The organism is Ideonella sp. (genome assembly GCF_041914305.1).
GTDB lineage: Bacteria > Pseudomonadota > Gammaproteobacteria > Burkholderiales > Burkholderiaceae_C > Ideonella.
This window is the reverse complement of the sequence record NZ_JAYSDQ010000005.1, coordinates 21,123-41,304: the sequence shown is the minus strand read 5'-3', so window position 1 is coordinate 41,304 and position 20,182 is coordinate 21,123. Positions and strand designations below refer to the sequence as shown.

Here is a 20,182-nt window from a genome sequence, read left to right as displayed (position 1 = left end):
CGCTGATGGCATGTGGCTTGCAGAACAGGCTGCAGTTCGCATCCACCGATCCAGGAGACTTCGAGATGAGGAGACAGAGCCTTCAGATGGCCGCATGGGCCGCGGCGGCACTCGCCGGCTGGGCCGCCTGCGCGCTGGCCGTGGCGCATGGCGACGTGACGCCGCAGGCCGTGGACACGCACGAGCTGCCGAGCCTGGGCGAGAGCTGGCGCGAGCAGAACCCGTTTCGCGAGCCCGAGCCTAACCAGGGTGTGGCGGTGCGCATCGGCACCTCGGCCTTCAACCAGAACTGCGCGCGCTGCCACGGGCTGGAGGCGATCTCGGGCGGCATCGCGCCTGACCTGCGCCGGCTCGACAACGACTGCAGCGTGCTGAAAGACGCTGCGAAGAAAGCTGCCTGCGTGGCCGAGAACGACCAGTACTTTCTGACCACCGTGCGCCACGGCCGCTCGCGCAACGGCGCGGTCTACATGCCGCCGTTCGAAGGCACGCTGAACCAGGAGGCCATCTGGGCCATCAAGGCTTACCTGGAGACACGGCGTGAAAAGCCCATGTGAGATCCATCGCCGTGCGTGGCTGGCCGGTGCCGGTGCGTTGCTTGTCTCCCCAGGCCTGGCCCTGGCCGAAGGCAGCCTGGCGCGCATTCGCGAGCGCGGCAGCCTCACCGTCGGGCTGTACCAGGAGATGCCGCCATTCCACGCCAACGGCCGCGGCATCGACGTGGAGCTGGGCCGCGCACTGGCGCAGGCGATGGGCCTGAAGTTCAGCCCGCTGCCGTTCCAGGCCGGCGAGAGCATGAACGACGACCTGCGCAACATGGTGTGGAAAGGCCACTACCTGGGCTGGGGGCCGGCAGACGTGTTGCTGCATGTGCCGACGGACAAGGCACTCGCGCAAGCCAACCCGCAGGTGCTGGTGCTGGCGCCCTACTACCGCGAGCGGGTGCTGCTGGCCGTGCAGCGCGAGCAGTTCGGCCGCATCGAGAGCCTGGCCGAACTGGCCGGCCACCCGGTGGCCGTGGCGGGCCAGTCGATGGCCGGCTGGCTGATGGCGGGAGCCTTGCCCGGTGCCGCGGCCAGCGGGCTGAGCACGGCATTTGCCGATGGCGTCGACGCGGCCCGCGCGCTGCGCGAGGGCCGGGTCCAGGCGGCGGCGGGCCTCGCGTCGGAGCTGGAGAGTGTGCTCGGCGGCGACACGCGCTTCGCCCTGCAGCCCTTGCCATCACCGCGCGTGCCGGCGGCTGGTTGGGCGCTGGGCTGCGCGGTTCGGCAAGACGCTGGCGAGCTGGCCGCGGCACTGCAAGAAGCGATGCAGGCGCTGCAAGCCAGCGGCCGATTGCAGGCTATCTTTGCCGCTCACCAAGTGGCTTGGCATCTTTGAGCAGACAACAACCATGAAACGAGACAAGCCCTTCTTCGCCCGGCGCCCTCATCGCCCCCTGCGTCGTGTGCCGGCCCTGGCCACCTGGATGCCGGCGCTGCTGCCATGGGCCCCGATGGCGGCCCATGCCCAGGTGGCGGACGCAGCGGCCCCATCGAGCGTGGTGGTGGTCGGCACGCGGCTGGCCGAGCAACCGTTCGACGTGCCCGCGTCGGTCGACCGCATCGGCGGTGACCAGATCCGCGACAACCATCTGCAGGTCAACCTGTCTGAAAGACTGGGCGCGGTGCCGGGCCTGCTGGCGCGTGACCGGCAGAACTACGCGCAGGACGTGCAGGTGTCGGTGCGGGGCTTCGGTGCGCGCTCAACCTTCGGCATCCGCGGCGTGCGGATGTACATCGACGGCATCCCCGCCACCTTGCCCGACGGGCAGGGCCAGGTCTCGCACGCCGACCTGGGCTCGGCGCAGCGCATCGAGATCCTGCGGGGGCCGTTCTCGGCGCTGTATGGCAACTCGTCGGGCGGCGTGATCGAGGTGACGACCCAGGAGGGCAGCGGCCCGCCGACCGTGGCCGCCGGTGCGGCCGCCGGCAGCGACGGCGTCCTGCGCGCCAACCTGCAGGCGCTCGGAGCGGCCGGCGACTTCGGCTACGCCGCGAACCTGAGCCACTTCGAGACCGACGGCTACCGCGAGCACAGCGCGGCGCGGCGCGACCTGGGCAACCTGAAGCTGAGCTGGCGACCGAGCGACGGGCCGCTCGCCGGCGACAAGCTGACCGTGGTCGCCAACAGCGTGGCCTTGCCCGAGGCGCAAGACCCGCTGGGCCTGACCCGCGACCAGTTCGACAACGACCCACGCAGCGTCGACCCGGTGGCGCTGAGCTTCAACACCCGCAAGCGGGTCGACCAGAGCCAGCTCGGCGCGGCCTACGAGCATGTGATCGGCGGCCAGCAGCGTGTGCAGGCGATGCTGTACGGCGGCAGCCGCCACACCGAGCAGTTCCAGGCCATCCCGACCGCACCGCAGGGCAGCCCCAAGCACCCGGGCGGGGTGATCGACCTGGCGCGCGACTACCAGGGCGCCGACCTGCGCTGGACGCTGGACGAGCGGCGCGGCGAGCTGCCGTTCGCGCTGGTGGCCGGCGTGTCGTTCGATGCGCTCGACGAACACCGGCGTGGCTACGAGAACTTCGTCGGCGACGTGCTGGGCGTCAAGGGTGACCTGCGGCGCGACGAGAGCAACCGCAGCACCGCGTTCGACCAGTACCTGCAGGCCACGCTGCGGCCGGCGCCCATGTGGCGGCTCGATGCCGGCGTGCGCCACAGCGAGGTCAAGGTGCGCAGCCGCGACCACTACATCAGCGGGCCCAATGGCGACGACAGCGGCCGCACCTCGTTCAGCGCGACCACGCCGGTCTTGTCGGCGATGTACCTCGCCAGCGACGCGCTGCACCTGTACCTGTCGGCCGGCCGTGGCTTCGAGACGCCGACGCTGAACGAGCTGGCCTACCGCAGCGACGGCTCAGCCGGCGTCAACACCACGCTCAAGCCCGCCCGCAGCGACAACCTCGAGCTCGGTGCCAAGTGGCGCATCGGCGCGGCGCAGCAGCTGAACCTTGCCGTGTTCGCGGTGCGCACCGATGACGAAATCGTCACACAGACCAACCTCGGCGGCCGGGCCAGCTTTCAGAACGCCGGCAAGACCCGGCGTGACGGCGTCGAGCTGGGCTGGGCCGCGAGCTTTGCCGGCGACTGGCAGGCGAACGCCGCGTTGACCTGGCTCGACGCGCGCTACGACGACAGCTTCACCACCTGCGCCGCGCCGCCCTGCGCCACGCCCACGCTGGTGATCCCGGCCGGCAACCGCCTGCCGGGTGTGGCGCGCACCTCGGCCTACGCCGCGCTGCAATGGGCCCCGGCCGAAGGCTGGAACGCCGGTGCCGAGCTGCGGGGTTTGAGCCGCGTGCTGGTCAACGACCTGAACAACGATGCCGCCGCCGGCTTTGCGGTCGCCAGCGCCAGCGTCGGCTACCGCGTGCGCCGCGGCGCGTGGGGCCTCGGCGGTTTCTTGCGCGCCGACAACCTGTTCGACAGGCACTACGCCGGCTCGGTGATCGTCAACGAGGGCAACGGCCGCTTCTTCGAACCGGCACCGGGCCGCACCTGGCTGGCCGGGTTCAACGCCAGCTACAACTTCTAGGAAAGCCCATGCACACGACGAATGGGACCCGCTACGGCCAGGTGGCGATGTGGCTGCATTGGGTGATCGGGCTGGCGCTGCTGGCCCAGATCGTGTTCGGCTTCGCGCTCGACGCGATCGTGCCCCGTGGCACACCGGCACGCGCCGGCGTGATCAACCTGCACAAGTCGATCGGCCTGCTGCTGCTGGCCCTGGTGCTGGTGCGCCTGGCCTGGCGCCTGGCGCACCGGCCGCCGGCCTGGCCGCGCAGCCTGCCACCCGCCGCGCAGCGGGCCGCCACCTGGGGCCACCGCGCGCTGTATGCCTGCATGGTGGCGCTGCCGCTGGCGGGCTACGTGGCGTCGAACTTCAGCCAGCACGGCGTCAAGTTCTTCGGCACGCCGCTGCCGCCCTGGGGGCCCAACCTGCCGGCGGTCTATGCCTTCTTCAACGGCCTGCATGTGGTGCTGGGCTGGGCCTTCAGCCTGCTGATCGCCGGGCACGTGGCGGTGGCCTTGTGGCACCTGCTGTGGCGGCGCGACCGCTTGTTCCAGCGCATGTGGCCGGCGGCGCTGGCGGGCGGCCTGGCGCTGGTCGCAGTCGGCAGCGTGCAGGCCGCGCCATTCGCCTATGTGCCCAACGAAGGCTCGGGCAGCCTGAGCGTGATCGACATCGCGAGCGATCAGGTGGTGGCCGAGATCATGGTTGGCAAGAAGCCGCGCGGCACGGTGGTCACACCTGACGGCCGCTATGCCTATGTCAGCGACCAGCCCGGCAACCGGCTGGTGATCGTGGACCTGACCAAGCGGCTGGCCACCGGCGAGGTGGCGCTGGGCGAGTCGCCCGAGGGCGTGGGCATCTCGCCCGATGGCCGCTGGGTGGTGGCAGCGGTCGAAGAGAGCAACGACGTGGTCTTCGTCGACACCGTGGCGCAGGCCCGGGCCTTCGTCGTCAAGGTCAGCGGCAAGAACCCCGAGCACGCGGTCTTCTCGCCCGACGGGCGGCTGGTCTTCGTCAGCGCCGAAGAGGGCGAGGCGGTCAACGTGATCGACGTGGCCAAGCGGGCCGAGGTGGCGCGCATCCCGGTCGGCGCGCGGCCCCGTGGCATCGGCTTCTCACCCGACGGCGGGCGGGCCTACGTGGCGGCCGAGAACGCGGACGAGGTCTATGTGATCGACACGCGCAGCCTGGCGGTGACCGCGCGGCTGAAGGCCGGCTCGCGCAGCAACGGCATCGCGGTGCACCCGAACGGGCAGTGGGTCTATGTTTCCAACGGCGGCGCGGCGTCGGTGTCGGTCATCGATGCGCGCACGCTCGACACGGTGGCCACGGTGCTGGTGGGCCAGCGGCCGTGGAACATGGCCTTGTCGCCCGACGGTGCCAAGCTCTACGTGGCCTGCGGCCGCTCGGGCAGCGTGGTGGTGGTCGACGCGCTGCGCCACACCCGCCTGGCCGAGATCCCGGTCGGCAAGCTGCCGTGGGGCGTGGCGATCAGGTGAGCGCCGTGTGCGCGGCCGCCGGGGGGCAGAGGCCGCCATGAATGAGCCGAGCGCTATGCGCTTCGCTAATTCGTTAGATGATGTATTGGCACCGATAGTGCGGTGATTTCATGAGTTAGCATCGCGGCTTCACTCTTGCTTGAGGAAGCCCCCATGCGTCGCTGGAAAACCCGCAGCCTGACCCTCTCGGCAGCGTGCCTCGGCCTGTTGGCCGCCCCAGCGGTGATGGCCGCGCCCACCTACCGCATCGAGCTGATCCCCAAAGCCCACGGCGTGGCACCGAAAACGCCGAACGCCATCAGCGACAACGGCAATATCGTGGGCCAGGGCTACGACAGCGAGACCGGCCAGACGCTGAAGTTCGTGTCCAGGAATGGCAAGAAGGTCGAAGCGCTGTCGAACACGAACGGGCCGACCTTCGGTGGCCCGCCTGACGTGAACAACGCCGGCACGGTGGTGGGCCGCTACCTCAACGGCGACGGCCAGGAACGCGGCGGCATGTGGTCGATCGACGGCACGCTGACCGACCTGGGTGAGGTGGTGGGTTGCGCCGAACCCCAAGGGGCTTACCCCAGCGCCATCAACAAGGCGGGCGAGGTGGTTCTGCACGTCGACTGCCATATCGACGGGGTCAAGGTCAACGGCGGCGTTTTGCTGCGCAACGGCGTGTCGACGATGATGCCGTCGCTGGAAGGCGGCTCCACCTACCCCTATGCCATGAGCAATGCCGGCCACGTGACGGGCAGCTCCATGGTCCAGGTGAATGGCAGCGCTGTTCAGCAGGCCTTCATCTGGCAGGACGGCCAGCCCATGCGCCCGCTGGGGACCAAGGGCGAAGAATCCTCCGGCTACGCGGTCAACGACAAAGGGCACGTCATCGGCGTCGTGGGCCGGGGCATCGATGCGCGGCCTTTCCTGTACAAGGGCGCGGCCCTGCGTGAGCTGCCCAAGTGCGACGACAGCCGCCTGTTCTGGCCCGTGGCGATCAGCAACGACGATTCGATCGTTGGCTACTACCAATGGTCGGGCCCCACCCAGACGGGGTTGATCCAGAACGGCCAGTGCGCCTTGCTGCAAACGTTGCTCGATGACAGCGGCGCCGGCTGGACCGACCTGCTGGCCCAGGACATGAACAACGACGGCGTGATCGTCGGCAGCGGCCGCTACCAGGGCCATCGCCGCGCGTTCATCGCGACCCCCTTGTCTCGCTGAAGGAGATCACCATGCGCTCGTTGAAGACCCGCCTGCTGCCGCTGTCGATGGCCGTCGTCGGCCTGTTCGCCGCCGGCGCGGCACTCGCCGCGCCCACCTACCGCATCGAGGTGCTGGGCAAGGGCCACGGGCCGGCGCCGAAATGGGCCAGCTCGATCAGCGACAACGGCAGCGTGGCCGGCGGTGCGGTGGACAGCGAGACGGGCGAGAGCGTCTCGTTCCGCGCGCACCGGGGCAAGAAGGTTGAGGCATTGGCCGAGACGCAGGCCATGCACTACCCGGGCAAGCCGCAGGTCAGCGACGCCGGTGTCGTGGTCGGCCGCTATCAGCGCGACTGGGACGACCACGGCGGCGTGTGGGCAGCCGACGGCACCGTGACCGACCTTGGCCCGATCGTCGGCTGCGACGATTCGCGCGGCGTCTATCCGCAGTCGATCAACGACGCGGGCGCCTACGTGGTCGAGATCGACTGCCCGATCGGCGGCGTGAGCACCCGCGGCGGGTTCCTGGTTCGCGATGGTGTCGCGGTCAAGGTGCCGCCATCGGATGGCCGTGTGACCTTTCCGATCTTGATCAACCGGCGCGAACAGGTGGTGGGCGTCACCGACTACCTCACCGGCACGCCGTACGCGTTCATCTGGGAAGAAGGTAAGCCGGTGCGCCGGCTGACGCCGCTGGGCCTCGAGGTCTACCCCGAAGCGATGAACGACCGGGGCCACCTGGTGGGCATGAAGGTCATCAACCTGACCTGGACCCCGTTCCTGCACGACGGCAAGGCCATGCGAGAGCTGCCGCTGTGCGGCCAGCACGACGTCTGGCCGGTGGCCATCAGCAACGATGGCTGGATCGCCGGCAACTTCTACGGCCTGGGCGTTTCGCGCGACGCTGCGCTGATCCGCGACGGCCAGTGCGCGGAGCTGCAGTCATTGCTCGACGACAGCGCTGCGGGTTGGTCCGAGCTTTCTGCAGACGACATGAACAACGACGGCGTGATCGTCGGCCACGGCCGGTTCGAGGGCTATCGCCGCGTCTTCATCGCCACACCGCTGAGCCGCTGATCGGCTGGGCCGCCGGCGTTCTGGCGCCCGGCGGCGCGCTCAATTCGACTCGCTGCCGCGCCAGCGCAGCTTGCGGTAGATGGTGTTGCGGCTGATGCCCAGGCGCCGCGAGGCGACCGAGATGTTGCCGCCGGCCTCGTCGACCGCACGCTGAATGGTGCGCAGCTCGAGCTCTTCGAGCGTCGGGCCATCGTGGGCGGTGGCGCCGGCCGGGGCCGGCTGCTGCGGCGAGGCTGCGGTGGCCTGCGGCGGCGGCTCGGCGGGCGCCTGCAGCTCGCGCTGCGCGTCTTCGAGAAAATCGTCGGACAGGTGGGCCCGCGTGATCACCATCTCGCTGCCGGCCATCACCGCCGCGGTGCGCAGCACATTGGTCAGCTGGCGGATGTTGCCGGGCCAGTGGTAGGCCTGCAGCAGGCGGATGACCTCGTCGTCCAGGTCGAGCGGGCGGCCGTTGGTCTCGGCGCGCAGGATCTTGCGCACGATCGTCATCAGGTCGCTGCGCTCGCGCAGGGCCGGCAGGCGCACCACCAAGCCGTTCAGCCGGTAGTAGAGGTCTTCGCGGAAGGTGTGGGCGCTGATCATGTCGCGCAGCGCCCGGTGCGTGGCGCTGACCACCGCCACATCCACCGGCACCGATTTGTCCGAGCCCAGCGGCGTGACTTGGCGCTCTTGCAGCACGCGCAGCAGCCGCGCCTGCAGCACCAGCGGCATGTCGCCGATCTCGTCGAGGAACAGCGTGCCGCCGTTGGCCTGCAGGATCTTGCCGGTGGCGCCCTTGCGGCGCGCGCCGGTGAAGGCGCCTTCTTCGTAGCCGAACAGCTCGGCCTCGATCAGGCTCTCGGGGATCGACGCGCAGTTGACCGCGACGAACGGGTAGCGCGCGCGGTCGGAGTCTTGGTGGAAGGCGCGCGCCAGCAGCTCTTTGCCGGTGCCGGTCTCGCCCATCACCAGCAGCGAGATGTCGCGGTTGAGCACCCGCTTGACCTTGGTGATCACGGCTTCCATTTGCGCGTCGCCGGTCTGCAGGTAGCGCAGGCCCGACAGGCCGGGTGACGCACCGGGCGTGGCCGGCCGGGTGCCGGCGGCGGCGGCGAAGAAGCCACCTGCCGGCGCCGGCGCCGGGGCGCTGACGGTGTCGACACCGTCGTCGTGGTGCGCGTCGATCGTCACGCTGCCCAGCGCATGCCAGGTCGGCCAGTTGAAGACCGCGCGCATGTGCAGCGGCTGGCCGTTGGGCAGCACCATCGCCATCGGCGGCGCCATCGGCGAGCGGAAATGGTCGATCACCGCGCCGACGGTGACGCTGAACAGCGTCGTCAGGCTGTTCATGCGCAGCGCGGCGCCGCTCAGGCGAAGCTGGTCCAGCGCGCTGCGGTTGGCACCGAGCAGCTTGCCGTCGCGGCCGACCGCGACGATGCCCTCCATCAGCGTGCCGATGAATTCGGGCCGGCTGTGGAAGTGGATGCGCAGCGCATGGCGGAAGTCGTCCGAGAGCCAGTGGTTCTCGATCATGCGGGCCGACATCTTGACCAGCCCCATCGTGTGCAGGTGGTACGAATGGTGGTCGCCAGACACGTCGAGCACACCCAGCATGTTGCCGCGCGGGTCGAAGATCGGCGCGGCCGAGCAGGTGAGAAAGCCGTTGGCGTGCATGTAGTGCTCGCCGGCATGCACGACGGTGGGCAGCTCGTCGACCAGGGCGGTGCCGATGGCGTTGGTGCCCTTGCTCGATTCGGACCAGTTCGCCCCCGGCGCCAGCGCCACCTTCGAGGCACGCTGCAAGAAGGCGTCGTGGCCGACCGAGTGCAGCACGGTGCCTTGCGCGTCGGTCAGCAGCACCATGCTCTGGGTCGCCATGGTTTGCTCCAGCAGCAGCTCCATCACCGGCGCGGCGTGCAGGTGCAGGCGCAGGTTGCGCTCGCGGGCCACGGCCAGGTCGGAGCGGATCACCGTGCTGTGGTCCGGCCGGTCGATGCGCGACAGGCCCAGCGCCGCGCAGCGTTCGTGCGATTGCAGGATGGTGTCGGCATGCATCGGGTCGCCCAAGGCTGGCAGGGCAGCATGGTCGCGGGCCAGGGTGGGGGTCGCCATCGCACGGATCCTTTCGCACACCACCGGGGCCGCCAAGGGCGGCAACTCACCGGCAGCGGCCAGGGCGCCATGCTAGGGCGTATCCAGGCACCGCGTCAGTGCAGAAATCCCTCGTGAGTGGGCGCAAAACCAGGCCCCGGTTGCGCCATATTGGCACAACCGGCGGGCTGGCTTGCGCGGGGCTGACATGGGGGCGGCTTTTTGGTGCGCTGGCTCAGGTGCTGGGGGCCAGGCCGCTGTCTTGCAGCCAGCGCCACTCGGCGTCGTCGTACAGCCGCGAGCGGGTCAGGAACCGCCGGCCCTCGGGGCCTTCGAGCGAGAACATGCCACCGCGGCCGGCGACCACGTCGATGATCAGCTGCGTGTGGCACCAGTACGCGTACTGCGACGTGCTGATGTAGAACGGCATGCCGCCGATGTGCCCCAGCAGCTTGTCGCTGTCGCCAACGAGAAACTCGCCGTCGGGGTAGCACATCGGCGCGCTGCCGTCGCAGCAACCGCCGCTCTGGTGGAACATCAGCGGCCCGTGTTTCGCCGCGAGGCGCTCGATCAGCTCGAGCGCCTCGGGGGTGGCGACCACTTGCGCAACGCTCATCGCCACGCCGGCCCGGTCAGAAGAACCCGAGCGGCTGCTCGCTGTAGCTGACCAGCAGGTTCTTGGTCTGCTGGTAGTGGTCGAGCATCATCTTGTGGTTCTCCCGCCCGATGCCCGATTGCTTGTAGCCGCCGAACGCCGCGTGCGCCGGGTAGGCGTGGTAGCAGTTGGTCCAGACCCGGCCGGCCTGGATGCCGCGGCCCATGCGGAAGGCGGTGTTCATATCGCGGCTCCACACGCCGGCGCCCAGGCCATAGAGCGTGTCGTTGGCGATGGCCAGGGCTTCTTCCTCGTCCTTGAAAGTGGTCACCGAGACGACCGGGCCGAAGATCTCTTCCTGGAAGATGCGCATCTTGTTGTGGCCCTTGAAGACAGTCGGCTGGATGTAGTAGCCGCCTTCCAGGTCACCTTGCAGCATCGCGCGCTCGCCGCCGATCAGGCACTGCGCGCCTTCCTGCTTGCCGAGGTCGAGGTAGCTGATGATCTTTTCCATCTGCTCGTTGCTGGCCTGCGCGCCGATCATCGTGGCCTTGTCCAGCGGGTTGCCCTGCTTGATCGCCGCCACGCGCTTGAGGGCACGCTCCATGAACTGGTCGTAGATCGACTCGTGGATCAGCGCGCGCGACGGGCAGGTGCAGACCTCGCCCTGGTTCAGCGCGAACAGCACGAAGCCCTCGATCGCCTTGTCGAGGAAACCGTCGTCCTTGGCCAGCACGTCGGGGAAGAAGATGTTGGGCGACTTGCCGCCCAGCTCCAGCGTGACCGGGATCAGGTTCTGGCTGGCGTATTGCATGATCAGCCGGCCGGTCGTCGTCTCGCCGGTGAAGGCGATCTTGGCGATGCGGTTGCTCGACGCCAGCGGCTTGCCGGCTTCGAGCCCGAAGCCGTTGACCACGTTCAGCACACCCGGCGGCAGCAGGTCGCCGATCAGCTCCATCAGCACCAGGATCGACGCCGGCGTCTGCTCGGCCGGCTTGAGCACCACGCAGTTGCCGGCGGCCAGGGCAGGGGCCAGCTTCCACACCGCCATCAGCAGCGGGAAGTTCCACGGGATGATCTGGCCCACGACGCCCAGCGGCTCGTGGAAGTGGTAGGCGTAGGTCTGGTTGTCGACCTCGCTGATGCCGCCTTCCTGCGAGCGCACGCACGAGGCGAAGTAGCGGAAATGGTCGATCGCCAGCGGCAGGTCGGCCGCCATCGTCTCGCGGATCGGCTTGCCGTTGTCCCAGGTCTCGGCGGTGGCCAGCAGCTCCAGGTTCTGCTCCATCCGGTCGGCGATGCGGTTCAGCACGATGGCCCGCTCGGCCGGCGAGGTCTTGCCCCAGGCAGCCTTGGCGGCGTGCGCGGCGTCGAGTGCGCGCTCGACATCGGCCGCGTTCGAGCGCGGGATCTCGCAGAACACCTTGCCGGTCACCGGCGTGATGTTCTCGAAGTATTCGTTGGTCGACGGCGCGACCCACTGGCCGTTGATGAAGTTGCCGTAGCGCTTCTTGAACGGAACGGGGAAGCCGAAGCGGCCGGGTTCGAGCATGTCCATGCGTGTCTCCTGGGAGCGAGAGTGAATAGAAAGCCCCTGCGCGGAGCAGGGCGTGTTGGATCGGGTGGCCCGTGACACTTCGCCAATCGCGTGCCAGGCCGTGGCCGCGCCGTCGGCACCGGTTACAGGCCTCGGCGCTGCGTGTTTCCACGGGTGTCGCGGCCGGCCGCTGCTCCAGGCGGGCGGGCGGCTGTCCCAGGCCGGAGCGGCCGGGGTGTCCCGTCATGCGACGCTCAGGCCGGCCAGGCAGCCCGGGGCCCCCTTCTGTACGCGTCGATTCCGCGTTACCGTAGCGTTGGCCGAGGCGGGGCGACGGGCACGCGGCGGCGCCAGGTGCCGGCGCTGCGGCGATTGATCAGGATCAACGGTTGCCCTGGCCAAGGGCGCGATCGTGGCGCCCGGGCATGCCTGGGTGTTTCTGTCGGCATCCCCAAAGGAGAGCGCGGTGAACCTGGCCAGCCCCTTGCGCCGAGAGGCCCTGCACTTCATCGACCCGCGTCGCGGGCCGCTGCCGGCCCCGGTGCGCTCGGTGCTGTTCGGGCTCGAGCGGTTCCACCAGCACGGCGTCAGCCTGGCCCAGGCGCAGCCGATCGAGCGGCGGCGGGCCTGGCGTCGCCGCATCCGGGCGCCGCGGTTCTTTCCGCGGCTCGAGGCCAACGTGCGCATGCTCGAGCGCACCCGCGGCTACCTCGAGCAGCTCGAACACGAAGGCGACGCGCTGAGCCCGGCGGCCGAGTGGCTGCTCGACAACTTTCACCTGATCGAGGCGCAGCTGCCCGACATCCGCACCGGCATGCCGCGCGGTTACTACGCGCAGCTGCCCAAGCTGCGCACCCCGCCGCTGGCCGGCCTGCCGCGGGTCTACGGCATCGCCTGGGCCTACGTGGCCCATACCGATGCGAACTTCGATGCGGCGCTGCTGGCGCACTTCCTGTCGTCGTACCAGGAGGTCGACCTGCTGACCCTGGGCGAGCTGTGGGCGCTGCCCAGCACGATGCGGGTGGTGCTGCTCGAAAACCTGGGCCGGCTCGCCGAGTCGGTGGCCGCCTCCAAGGCCGCGCGCGAGGCTGCCAACTGGTGCTGCGACCGCGAAGCGACGCTGCCGCTGGACCAGCTGGAGGCGATGTACCACAGCGTCGAAGAGCGCGGCGTGAAGGTCGTGTTCCTGGCCCAGATGGTGCAACGGCTGCGCAGCCACGAGCCGGTCGGGCCGGCACCCGAGGCCTCGCGCCTGGCCGCCTGGCTGGACGAGAAGGCGCCCGACCCCAACGCCTTGCTGGCCGCTGCGCAAGAGGCGCAGGCGGCCGACAACGTGAGCGTCGGCAACGCGGTCACCGCGCTGCGCAAGATCAACAACCTGGACTGGGTCGAGCTGGTGGCGCAGGTCAGCCCGGTGCTCAAGGTGCTGGCCCGCACGCCGGCGTTTGCGGCCGACAGCGAGCTGACGCGCGACCAGACCACGCATGCGATCGAGCGTCTGGCGCGGCGCCTGCGGCGGCCCGAGGTCGAGGTGGCGCGCAAGGTGCTGCAGCTGTGCGAGGCCGATGCCGACAACCCGGCCCATGGCCCGGCGCACTGGACCATCGGCTGCGGCCGGCCGGCGCTGGTGGCGGCGCTCGGCGCCCCGGCCGGTGCCGGCGACGAGCGCGCCGCACTGTGGTGGAACCGCTGGCGCACCTCGCTCTACGGCCTCACGCTGACAGTCGGCGCGGCCGGGCTGCTGGCCTGGCTGCTCACCTCGAACCGGCCGTTCGGCGCGTCGGCCGCCATCGCGCTGGTGTTGATGGCGTTCCCGGTGCTCGAATGCATGGTCGCGCTGCTGCACCGCGTGCTGGCCGAGGCCGTGCACGTGCGCCGCCTGCCGCGGCTGGCGTTGGACAACGGCCTGCAGCCCGAGCACCGCACGATGGTCGTCGTGCCGTGCCTGCTGACCTCGCTGCCCACCATCGCCGTGCTGGTCGATCGATTGGCGCAGCACCACCTGGCCAACCCCGAGGCCGAGACCTCGTACGCGCTGCTCAGCGACTGGGCCGATGCACCCACCGCCGAAGCCCCGGGCGACGCGGCCTTGCTCGACGCGGCGCGCGAGGGCGTCGATCGGCTGAACCGCCAGTACCCGGCGGCCGATGGCGTGCCGCGCTTCTTGCTGCTGCACCGGCGGCGCGTCTGGTCCGAAGGCGAGCAGGCGTGGATGGGCTGGGAGCGCAAGCGCGGCAAGATCGAGCAGTTGCTGGCCCTGCTGGCCGCGGGCAATGCGGCCGGCGCCTTGCCGCCCGAGCCGGGCCCGTTCGTCGACCTCGGCCCGCTGAGCCGCCCCTGCCTGGGCGTGCGCTACGCGGTGGTGCTCGACGCCGACACCGAGCTGCCGCCCGGCAGCCTGCGCGACATGGTGTCGATCGCGGCCCACCCGCTGAACCAGCCGCACATCGACACCGCCAGCCGCCGCGTCGTCGACGGCTACGGCATCCTGCAGCCGCGTGTCGCGATGCCGTTTCCGCCGGCCGACGAGGTCACCCCCTTCGGCTGGATGTTCGCCGGGCCCTGGGGCACCGATTCGTACAACGGCGGCAGCTCCGAGGTCTACCAGGACGTGTTCGGCGAAGGCAGCTTCGTCGGCAAGGGGCTGTTCGACGTGCGTGCCGTGCACGACGTGCTGCACGGCCGCGTCACGCCGGGCAAGCTGCTCAGCCACGACCTGTTCGAAGGCCTGTGGGCGCGCTGCGCCTTCTTGAGCGACGTGGTGGTGCTCGAAGGCCACCCGATGCACCCCGAGGTTGCGGCGTCGCGCGTGCACCGGTGGACCCGCGGTGACTGGCAGTTGCTGGCCTTTCTCGGTGCGGTGCTGGGCGGCGGGGTCGGTGCGCTGAACGTCTGGAAGGTGTTCGACAACCTGCGCCGCAGCCTGCTCGCGCCGGCCAGCGTGGCGCTGCTGTGGCTGTCGTTCACCACCCACGTCATCGCGCCTGGCGTGGCGGTGGCGTTGGTGCTCGCCGCGCTGGGCCTGGGGCCGCTGATCGGCGCGCTGGCCGGCTTGACGCCCGGGCGCGGCCACGTGGCCTGGAGCCACCTCGCCCGCGAGGGCCTGCGCGATGTCTTTCGCGTCATCGCCGGCACGGCGTGGCTGGCCGCCACCTTGCTGCACGCCGCCTCGCTGCAGGTCGACGCGATCGCGCGTGCGCTGTGGCGCATGCTGGTCAGCCGGCACGGCCTGCTGCAGTGGACCACCGCCGCGCAGGCGCAGGCCGTGGCGCGGCGCGATTTCGCCGGCTTCTGGCGCCGCCATGCGCGGGTGAGCCTGGTGGCGCAGGCCTGGCTTGTGCTTGGCTGGGCCGTGCCGGGCGCGGCGCAGGCCTGGCTGGCGGGCGTGGGCCTGTTGTGGGCGGCCACGCCGCTGTGGCTGTGGCTGGGGGCGCAGCCCGTGCGGCGGCCGCCGCGCGAGCTATTGACCGAGGCCGATCGGGCCTACCTGCGCGAGGCGGCGTGCGACACCTGGAGCTACTTCGCCACCTGCGTGACCGCCGCAGACCACGACCTGCCGCCCGACAACCTGCAGACCGAGCCGCAGGCCATGCTGGCCCGCCGCACCTCGCCCACCAACATCGGCTTCTACCTGCTCAGCGCGTTGTGCGCGCAGTGCTTCGGCTTCATCGAGGCCGGTGAGCTGCGCGAGCGGCTGCAGCGCACCCTGGCCACGCTGGAGCGCCTGCCGCGCCACCGCGGCCACCTCTACAACTGGATCGACACCGCCACGCTGGCGACGCTGATGCCGGCCTATGTGTCGACGGTCGACAGCGGCAACCTTGCCGGTGCGCTGTGGGCCGTCGCCCAGGCCTGCCGCGAGCAGGCGCAGGCGGCGGGCGAACAAGGCGACGAGGCGGGTGCCGCCGCATGGCGGGCCCTGGCGCTGCAGGCCGACAGCTTCGCCGGCGCGATGGACTTCACCTTCCTCTACGACCGCAAGCGGCGCCTGTTCCACATTGGCTACCGGCTCGACGACGCGATGCTGGACCGTTCGTACTACGACCTGCTGGCGTCGGAATCGCGGCTGACCAGCTTCGTCGCGATCGCCAAGGGCGATGTCTCGCGGCGCCACTGGGAGGCGCTGGGCCGGCCGTTCCTGGCCTGCGGGCGGGCGCCGGCGCTGCGCTCGTGGTCGGGCTCGATGTTCGAGTACCTGATGCCGGCGCTGCTGATGGACGAGCCCGCCGGCGGCATGCTGCGGCGCATGGAGCACGTGGCGGTGCAGGCGCAGCGCGCGTTCGGCGATCGCCACGGCGTGCCCTGGGGCGTGTCGGAGTGTGCTTATTTCTCCCAGGACCACACCCTGGCGTTTCAATACTCGCCCTTCGGCGTGCCGGCACTGGCGCTGCGTCGCACACCGCCCGAAGACCGGGTCATCGCGCCGTATGCGACCGCACTGGCGCTGCTGGTCGATGCACCGGCCGCGCTGGCCAACCTGCGCCGGCTCGAGCAGCAGGGCGGGCGCGGCGAGCACGGCTTCATCGAGGCGCTCGACTTCTCACGCTCGCGTGCCGCCGAAGGGGGCGCACCGCAGCGCGTGGCCACCTTCATGGCGCACCACCAAGGCATGAGCCTGGTGGCCCTGTGCGACCTGCTGTGCGACGGCGCGCCGCGCGGCTGGTTCGGCCGCGCGGCCCAGGTGCGCGCGCACGCCAGCCTGCTGCACGAGCGCATGCCGCGCGAGATCGTGCTGCAAGAGCCCACGTTGTCGCGCGAGCCGCCGCCGCCGTCCGAAGAGCCGGCCACCGTGGTGCGCGAGTTCGAGCCCGCCACGCCGCTGGCGCTGCCGCCGACCCACTGGCTGGGCAACGGCAGCTACAGCGTCAGCCTGCGGCCCAACGGCGCCGGGCAGAGCCGCTGGCGCGGCCGGGCCATCAACCGCGCCCGCGACGACCTGCTGCGCGACGGCTACGGCAGCTGGCTGATGCTGCGCCTGGGCGAGGCCGGCGCCTTCCACTCGCTGACGCTGGCGCCGAACCCGCACCCGTCGGCCGCGTACCGCGCGCGCTTCTTCGCCGACCACGTCGAGTTCGAGATGCGCAGCGACGAGATCGAAGCGCGCACGCTGGTCTGGGTCAGTGCCGACGAAGACGTCGAGTTCCGCCGCACCACGCTGCACAACCTGACCGATGCGCCGCTGACGGTCGAGCTGCTCAGCCTGTTCGAGGCCGCGCTGAACCCGCAGGCGGCCGACGAGTCGCACCCGGCGTTCGCCAACCTGTTCGTGCTGGCCCACGCGCTCGACCCGCGCTGCGCCATGCTCGAGCGCCGGCCGCGGCTGCCCGGCGAGCAGGGCCTGTGGGTGGCGCATTTCCTGGGCGCCTGCGACGACCCGCCCGAGCGGGTGGACGTGTGCTGCGACCGCGAGGCGCTGCTGCCGCGCGGCGGCCGGCTCGACCAGCTTCGCCCCGCGCCGCCGACCCGCCCGCTGGCCGACGGCCGGCTCGACACCGGGCTCGACCCGGTCGGCTCGCTGACCGTGCGCCTGACGCTGGCACCGCGGGCCCGCACCGCGCTGACCTTTGCCACGGCCGCCGCGCAAGACGCCGACACGCTGCTGAGCTGGATGGACGAATACCGCCAGGACGTGCACGTGAACCGCTCGCGCCGGATGGCCGCGGCGCTGGCGCGCATCCGCCAGCGCGAGCTGCGCATCGCCCCGGCCGACCTGCAGGCCGCGCAAGACCTGGCCACGCTGGTGCTGATGAATCGCTCGCGCCGCCGCGCGCCGCCGCCGGTGGCGCTGGACCGCCGGGCGCTGTGGCGCTTTGGCGTGTCGGGCGACCGGCCGATCATCGTCGTGCGCATCGGCGCGGTGCAGGGGGTGGGGGCGGTGCGCTCGCTGCTGGCCGCGCAGCGGCTGTGGGAGATCGCCGGTTTCCCGGTCGACCTGCTGATCGTCAACGGCGAGCCGGCCTCGTACCTGATGCCGCTGCAAGAGCAGATCGCCGCGCTGCGCCACAGCCTGGACGGCGGGCGCATCGTGCAGCCCGAGCGCGGCAACGTGGTGGTGCTGCGCCAGCCCGACATCTCGCCGGCCGAGTCTGCCGCGTTGCACGCCTGCGCCCGGCTCGACCTGACGGCCGATGGCCGGCCACTGGCGCGCCTGCTGGCCAACGCCTGGACCGACGACCTGGCGGCGGGCCCGGCGGCACCGCAGCGGCCCGTGCCGCCCTGGCCGCAGGCGCTGGCGCCCAGCCGCTTTGCCGACGACGGCAGCAGCTTCGAGATCGACATCGACGCCACGCACGCCACGCCCCGGCCCTGGGCCAACGTGATCGCCAACAAGGATTTCGGTTGCCTGGTCACCGAATCGGGCAGCGGCTTCACCTGGGCGCTGAACAGCCGCATGAACCAGCTCACCCCGTGGAGCAACGACCCGCTGCTCGACCCGCCGGGTGAACACTTCCTGCTGCAAGACTGGGCCGACGGCGAGCCGGGCGCCTGCTTCGGCCTGCTGCCTACGCTGGACCGCAACGGCCGCGCCGGCTACCGCGTGCGCCACACCCAGGGCCTGAGCGAGTTCACGCACCAGCGCGACGGGCTGCAGGTGCGGGTGCAGGTGGCCGTGCACCCGAGCGAAGCGGCCAAGTGCCTGCATGTGAGCCTGGCCAATGTGGGCGCTGCGGCGCGCACGCTGCGCCTGATCGGTTGCGTCGAATGGGTGCTGGGCGCCAGCCGGCGCGAGCGCATGACGCTGGCCACCGAATACGTGCACGACAGCCAGGCCGTGCTGGCGCGCCAGCTCGAGCACCAGGGCGGCTTCGGCGAGGGCACCGCCTTCTTGATGCTGCACGGCCAGCCGGTGCACCGCTGGACCTGCGCGCGGCGCGAGTTCTTCGACGCCCAGGGCGGGCTGGCACCGCCCGAGCGGCTGCAGGGCGCCGGCGGCTTCGGGCTCGACCCCTGCGGCGCACTCGACACGATCGTCACGCTGGCCGCGGGCGAGCAGGCCGAGGCCTTCTGGGTGATCGGCTATGCGCCCGGCCGCGAAGCCGCGCTCGCGCTGGCGCGCCGCCTGGCCGTGCCGGGTGCGCTGGCCGGGCTGGCGGCCCAGGCCACGGCGGCGTGGGACGAACGCTTGTCGGCGATCCAGGTGCAGACACCCGACCCGCTGTTCGATGCGATGGTCAACCGCTGGTGGCTGTACCAGTCGGTCGGCTGCCGGATGTGGGCCAAGGCCGGCTTCTACCAGGTCAGCGGCGCCACCGGCTTTCGCGACCAGTTGCAGGACGCGCTGGCGCTGGCCTGGAGCGAGCCGCAGGCGCTGCGCGAGCAGATCGTGCTGCACGCGACGCGCCAGTTCCCCGAGGGTGATGTGCAGCACTGGTGGCATTCGCCCACCGGTGCCGGGGTGCGCACCCATTTCAGCGACGACCTGCTGTGGCTGCCCTATGCCATGCAGCACCACCTGGCCACGCTCGGCGACAACGGCCTGCTCGACACCGAGCTGCCGTTCCTCGACGGGGCGGCGGTGCCCGAGGGCGCAGAAGACGCCTACTACGTGCCCACCACCGCCGCCGAGACGGCCACGCTGTACGAGCACGGCGCCCGCGCGATCGACCATGCGCTGCGCTTCGGCGCGCACGGCCTGCCGCTGATGGGCAGCGGCGACTGGAACGACGGCATGAACCGCGTCGGCCACGGCGGGCAGGGTGAGTCGGTCTGGGTCGGCTGGTTCCTGCTGGCGATCCTGCCGCCCTGGCGCCGGCTGGCGGCGGCGCGCGGCGAGCCTGAGCGGGCCGCCCGTTGGGAGGCCGCCGAGGCGGCGCTCGACCGGGCGATGCGCGAGGCTGGCTGGGACGGCGAGTGGTTCCGCCGCGCCTACTTCGACAACGGCCACCCGCTCGGCTCGAGCGCCAACGCCGAATGCCGCATCGACCTCATCGCCCAGGCCTGGGCGGTGTTCGTGCGGCCACCCGGCGATGCGCAGGCGGCGCAGGCGATGGCCGCAGCCGATGCGCAACTGGTGGACCGCACGAACGGCCTGGTGCGCCTGCTCGACCCGCCGCTGCAGCGCAGCGCCGACCACGCCGGCTACATCCAGGCCTACCCGCCGGGGGTGCGCGAAAACGGCGGCCAGTACTCGCACGCCTCGACCTGGGCGGTGATCGCGCAGGCCCGGCTGGGCCATGCGGCCAAGGCCTGGGAATACCTGGGCATGCTGAGCCCGGCGCACCGCGCCCGCAGCGAGGCCGAGCAACGCCGCTACCGGCTCGAGCCCTACGTGATGCCGGGCGACATCTACGCCGCGGCGCCCTACGAAGGGCGCGGCGGCTGGAGCTGGTACAGCGGCTCGGCGGCCTGGATCTGGCGCGCCGCGGTCGAATCCATCCTCGGGCTCGAGCAGCGGCCCGGTGGCCTGCGCGTGACGCCGTGCCTGCCGCCACACTGGCCGCAGGCCCGCATCGACCTGCGTTTGCACGGCCGGCGCCTGCAGGTGCTGCTGCAGCACGACACGACGCTGCCCGCCGGCGCACAGCCGCTGGCGGTCGGCCAATGGGTCGATCTGGCGCGTCTGGCCGACGGCGCGGTGCTGGGCGTGGTGTTGGCGCCGTCGATGGCCGAAGCGTCGATGGCTGGCGGGCCGGTGCGCGAGGCGCCCTGAGC

10 protein-coding genes are annotated in these 20,182 nt (G+C 71.1%); 7 read left to right on the top strand and 3 right to left on the bottom strand.

What is annotated here, in order from left to right:
- The first annotated feature begins 65 nt into the window (after nt 1-65).
- The 6 genes from pedF to ACE3SG_RS08155 all read left to right on the top strand — a co-directional run bounded on the left by pedF (nt 66) and on the right by ACE3SG_RS08155 (nt 7,328).
- Nucleotides 66-557 carry a cytochrome c-550 PedF gene (pedF, locus tag ACE3SG_RS08180; RefSeq protein WP_374563991.1) on the top strand — a complete coding sequence of 164 codons (492 nt, stop codon included), beginning with the start codon at nt 66-68 and terminating at the stop codon, nt 555-557.
- Nucleotides 541-1,380: a substrate-binding periplasmic protein gene (locus ACE3SG_RS08175; protein ID WP_374563989.1), complete on the top strand. Its 840-nt coding sequence runs from the start codon at nt 541-543 to the stop codon at nt 1,378-1,380. Before pedF ends, ACE3SG_RS08175 begins: the two co-directional genes overlap by 17 nt.
- Before the next feature lie 88 nt (nt 1,381-1,468).
- Complete coding sequence (locus ACE3SG_RS08170) at nt 1,469-3,580, top strand: TonB-dependent receptor family protein (protein WP_374564472.1); 2,112 nt, start codon at nt 1,469-1,471, stop codon at nt 3,578-3,580.
- A gap of 8 nt (nt 3,581-3,588) precedes the next feature.
- Nucleotides 3,589-5,058: a cytochrome b/b6 domain-containing protein gene (locus ACE3SG_RS08165; RefSeq protein WP_374563987.1), complete on the top strand. Its 1,470-nt coding sequence runs from the start codon at nt 3,589-3,591 to the stop codon at nt 5,056-5,058.
- A gap of 153 nt (nt 5,059-5,211) precedes the next feature.
- Nucleotides 5,212-6,270 carry a hypothetical protein gene (locus tag ACE3SG_RS08160; RefSeq protein WP_374563985.1) on the top strand — a complete coding sequence of 353 codons (1,059 nt, stop codon included), beginning with the start codon at nt 5,212-5,214 and terminating at the stop codon, nt 6,268-6,270.
- Nucleotides 6,271-6,281: 11 nt separating this feature from the next.
- Nucleotides 6,282-7,328, top strand: coding sequence for a hypothetical protein (locus ACE3SG_RS08155; protein ID WP_374563983.1), 1,047 nt, complete (start codon nt 6,282-6,284; stop codon nt 7,326-7,328).
- Between the two features lie 39 nt (nt 7,329-7,367).
- On the opposite strand, the gene ACE3SG_RS08150 is transcribed toward ACE3SG_RS08155, so the two are convergent.
- The 3 genes from ACE3SG_RS08150 to adh all read right to left on the bottom strand — a co-directional run bounded on the left by ACE3SG_RS08150 (nt 7,368) and on the right by adh (nt 11,551).
- Entirely contained in the window at nt 7,368-9,419 is a 2,052-nt protein-coding gene (locus ACE3SG_RS08150) for a sigma-54-dependent Fis family transcriptional regulator (protein ID WP_374563981.1), read from the bottom strand.
- A 214-nt stretch (nt 9,420-9,633) separates the two neighbouring features.
- Nucleotides 9,634-10,014 carry a DUF779 domain-containing protein gene (locus ACE3SG_RS08145; RefSeq protein ID WP_374563979.1) on the bottom strand — a complete coding sequence of 127 codons (381 nt, stop codon included), beginning with the start codon at nt 10,012-10,014 and terminating at the stop codon, nt 9,634-9,636.
- A 16-nt stretch (nt 10,015-10,030) separates the two neighbouring features.
- Nucleotides 10,031-11,551 carry an aldehyde dehydrogenase gene (gene adh, locus ACE3SG_RS08140; RefSeq protein ID WP_374563977.1) on the bottom strand — a complete coding sequence of 507 codons (1,521 nt, stop codon included), beginning with the start codon at nt 11,549-11,551 and terminating at the stop codon, nt 10,031-10,033.
- Between the two features lie 445 nt (nt 11,552-11,996).
- On the opposite strand from adh, the gene ACE3SG_RS08135 reads away from it, so the two are divergent.
- Entirely contained in the window at nt 11,997-20,180 is an 8,184-nt protein-coding gene (locus tag ACE3SG_RS08135; protein ID WP_374563975.1) for a GH36-type glycosyl hydrolase domain-containing protein, read from the top strand.
- Nucleotides 20,181-20,182 lie beyond the last annotated feature (2 nt).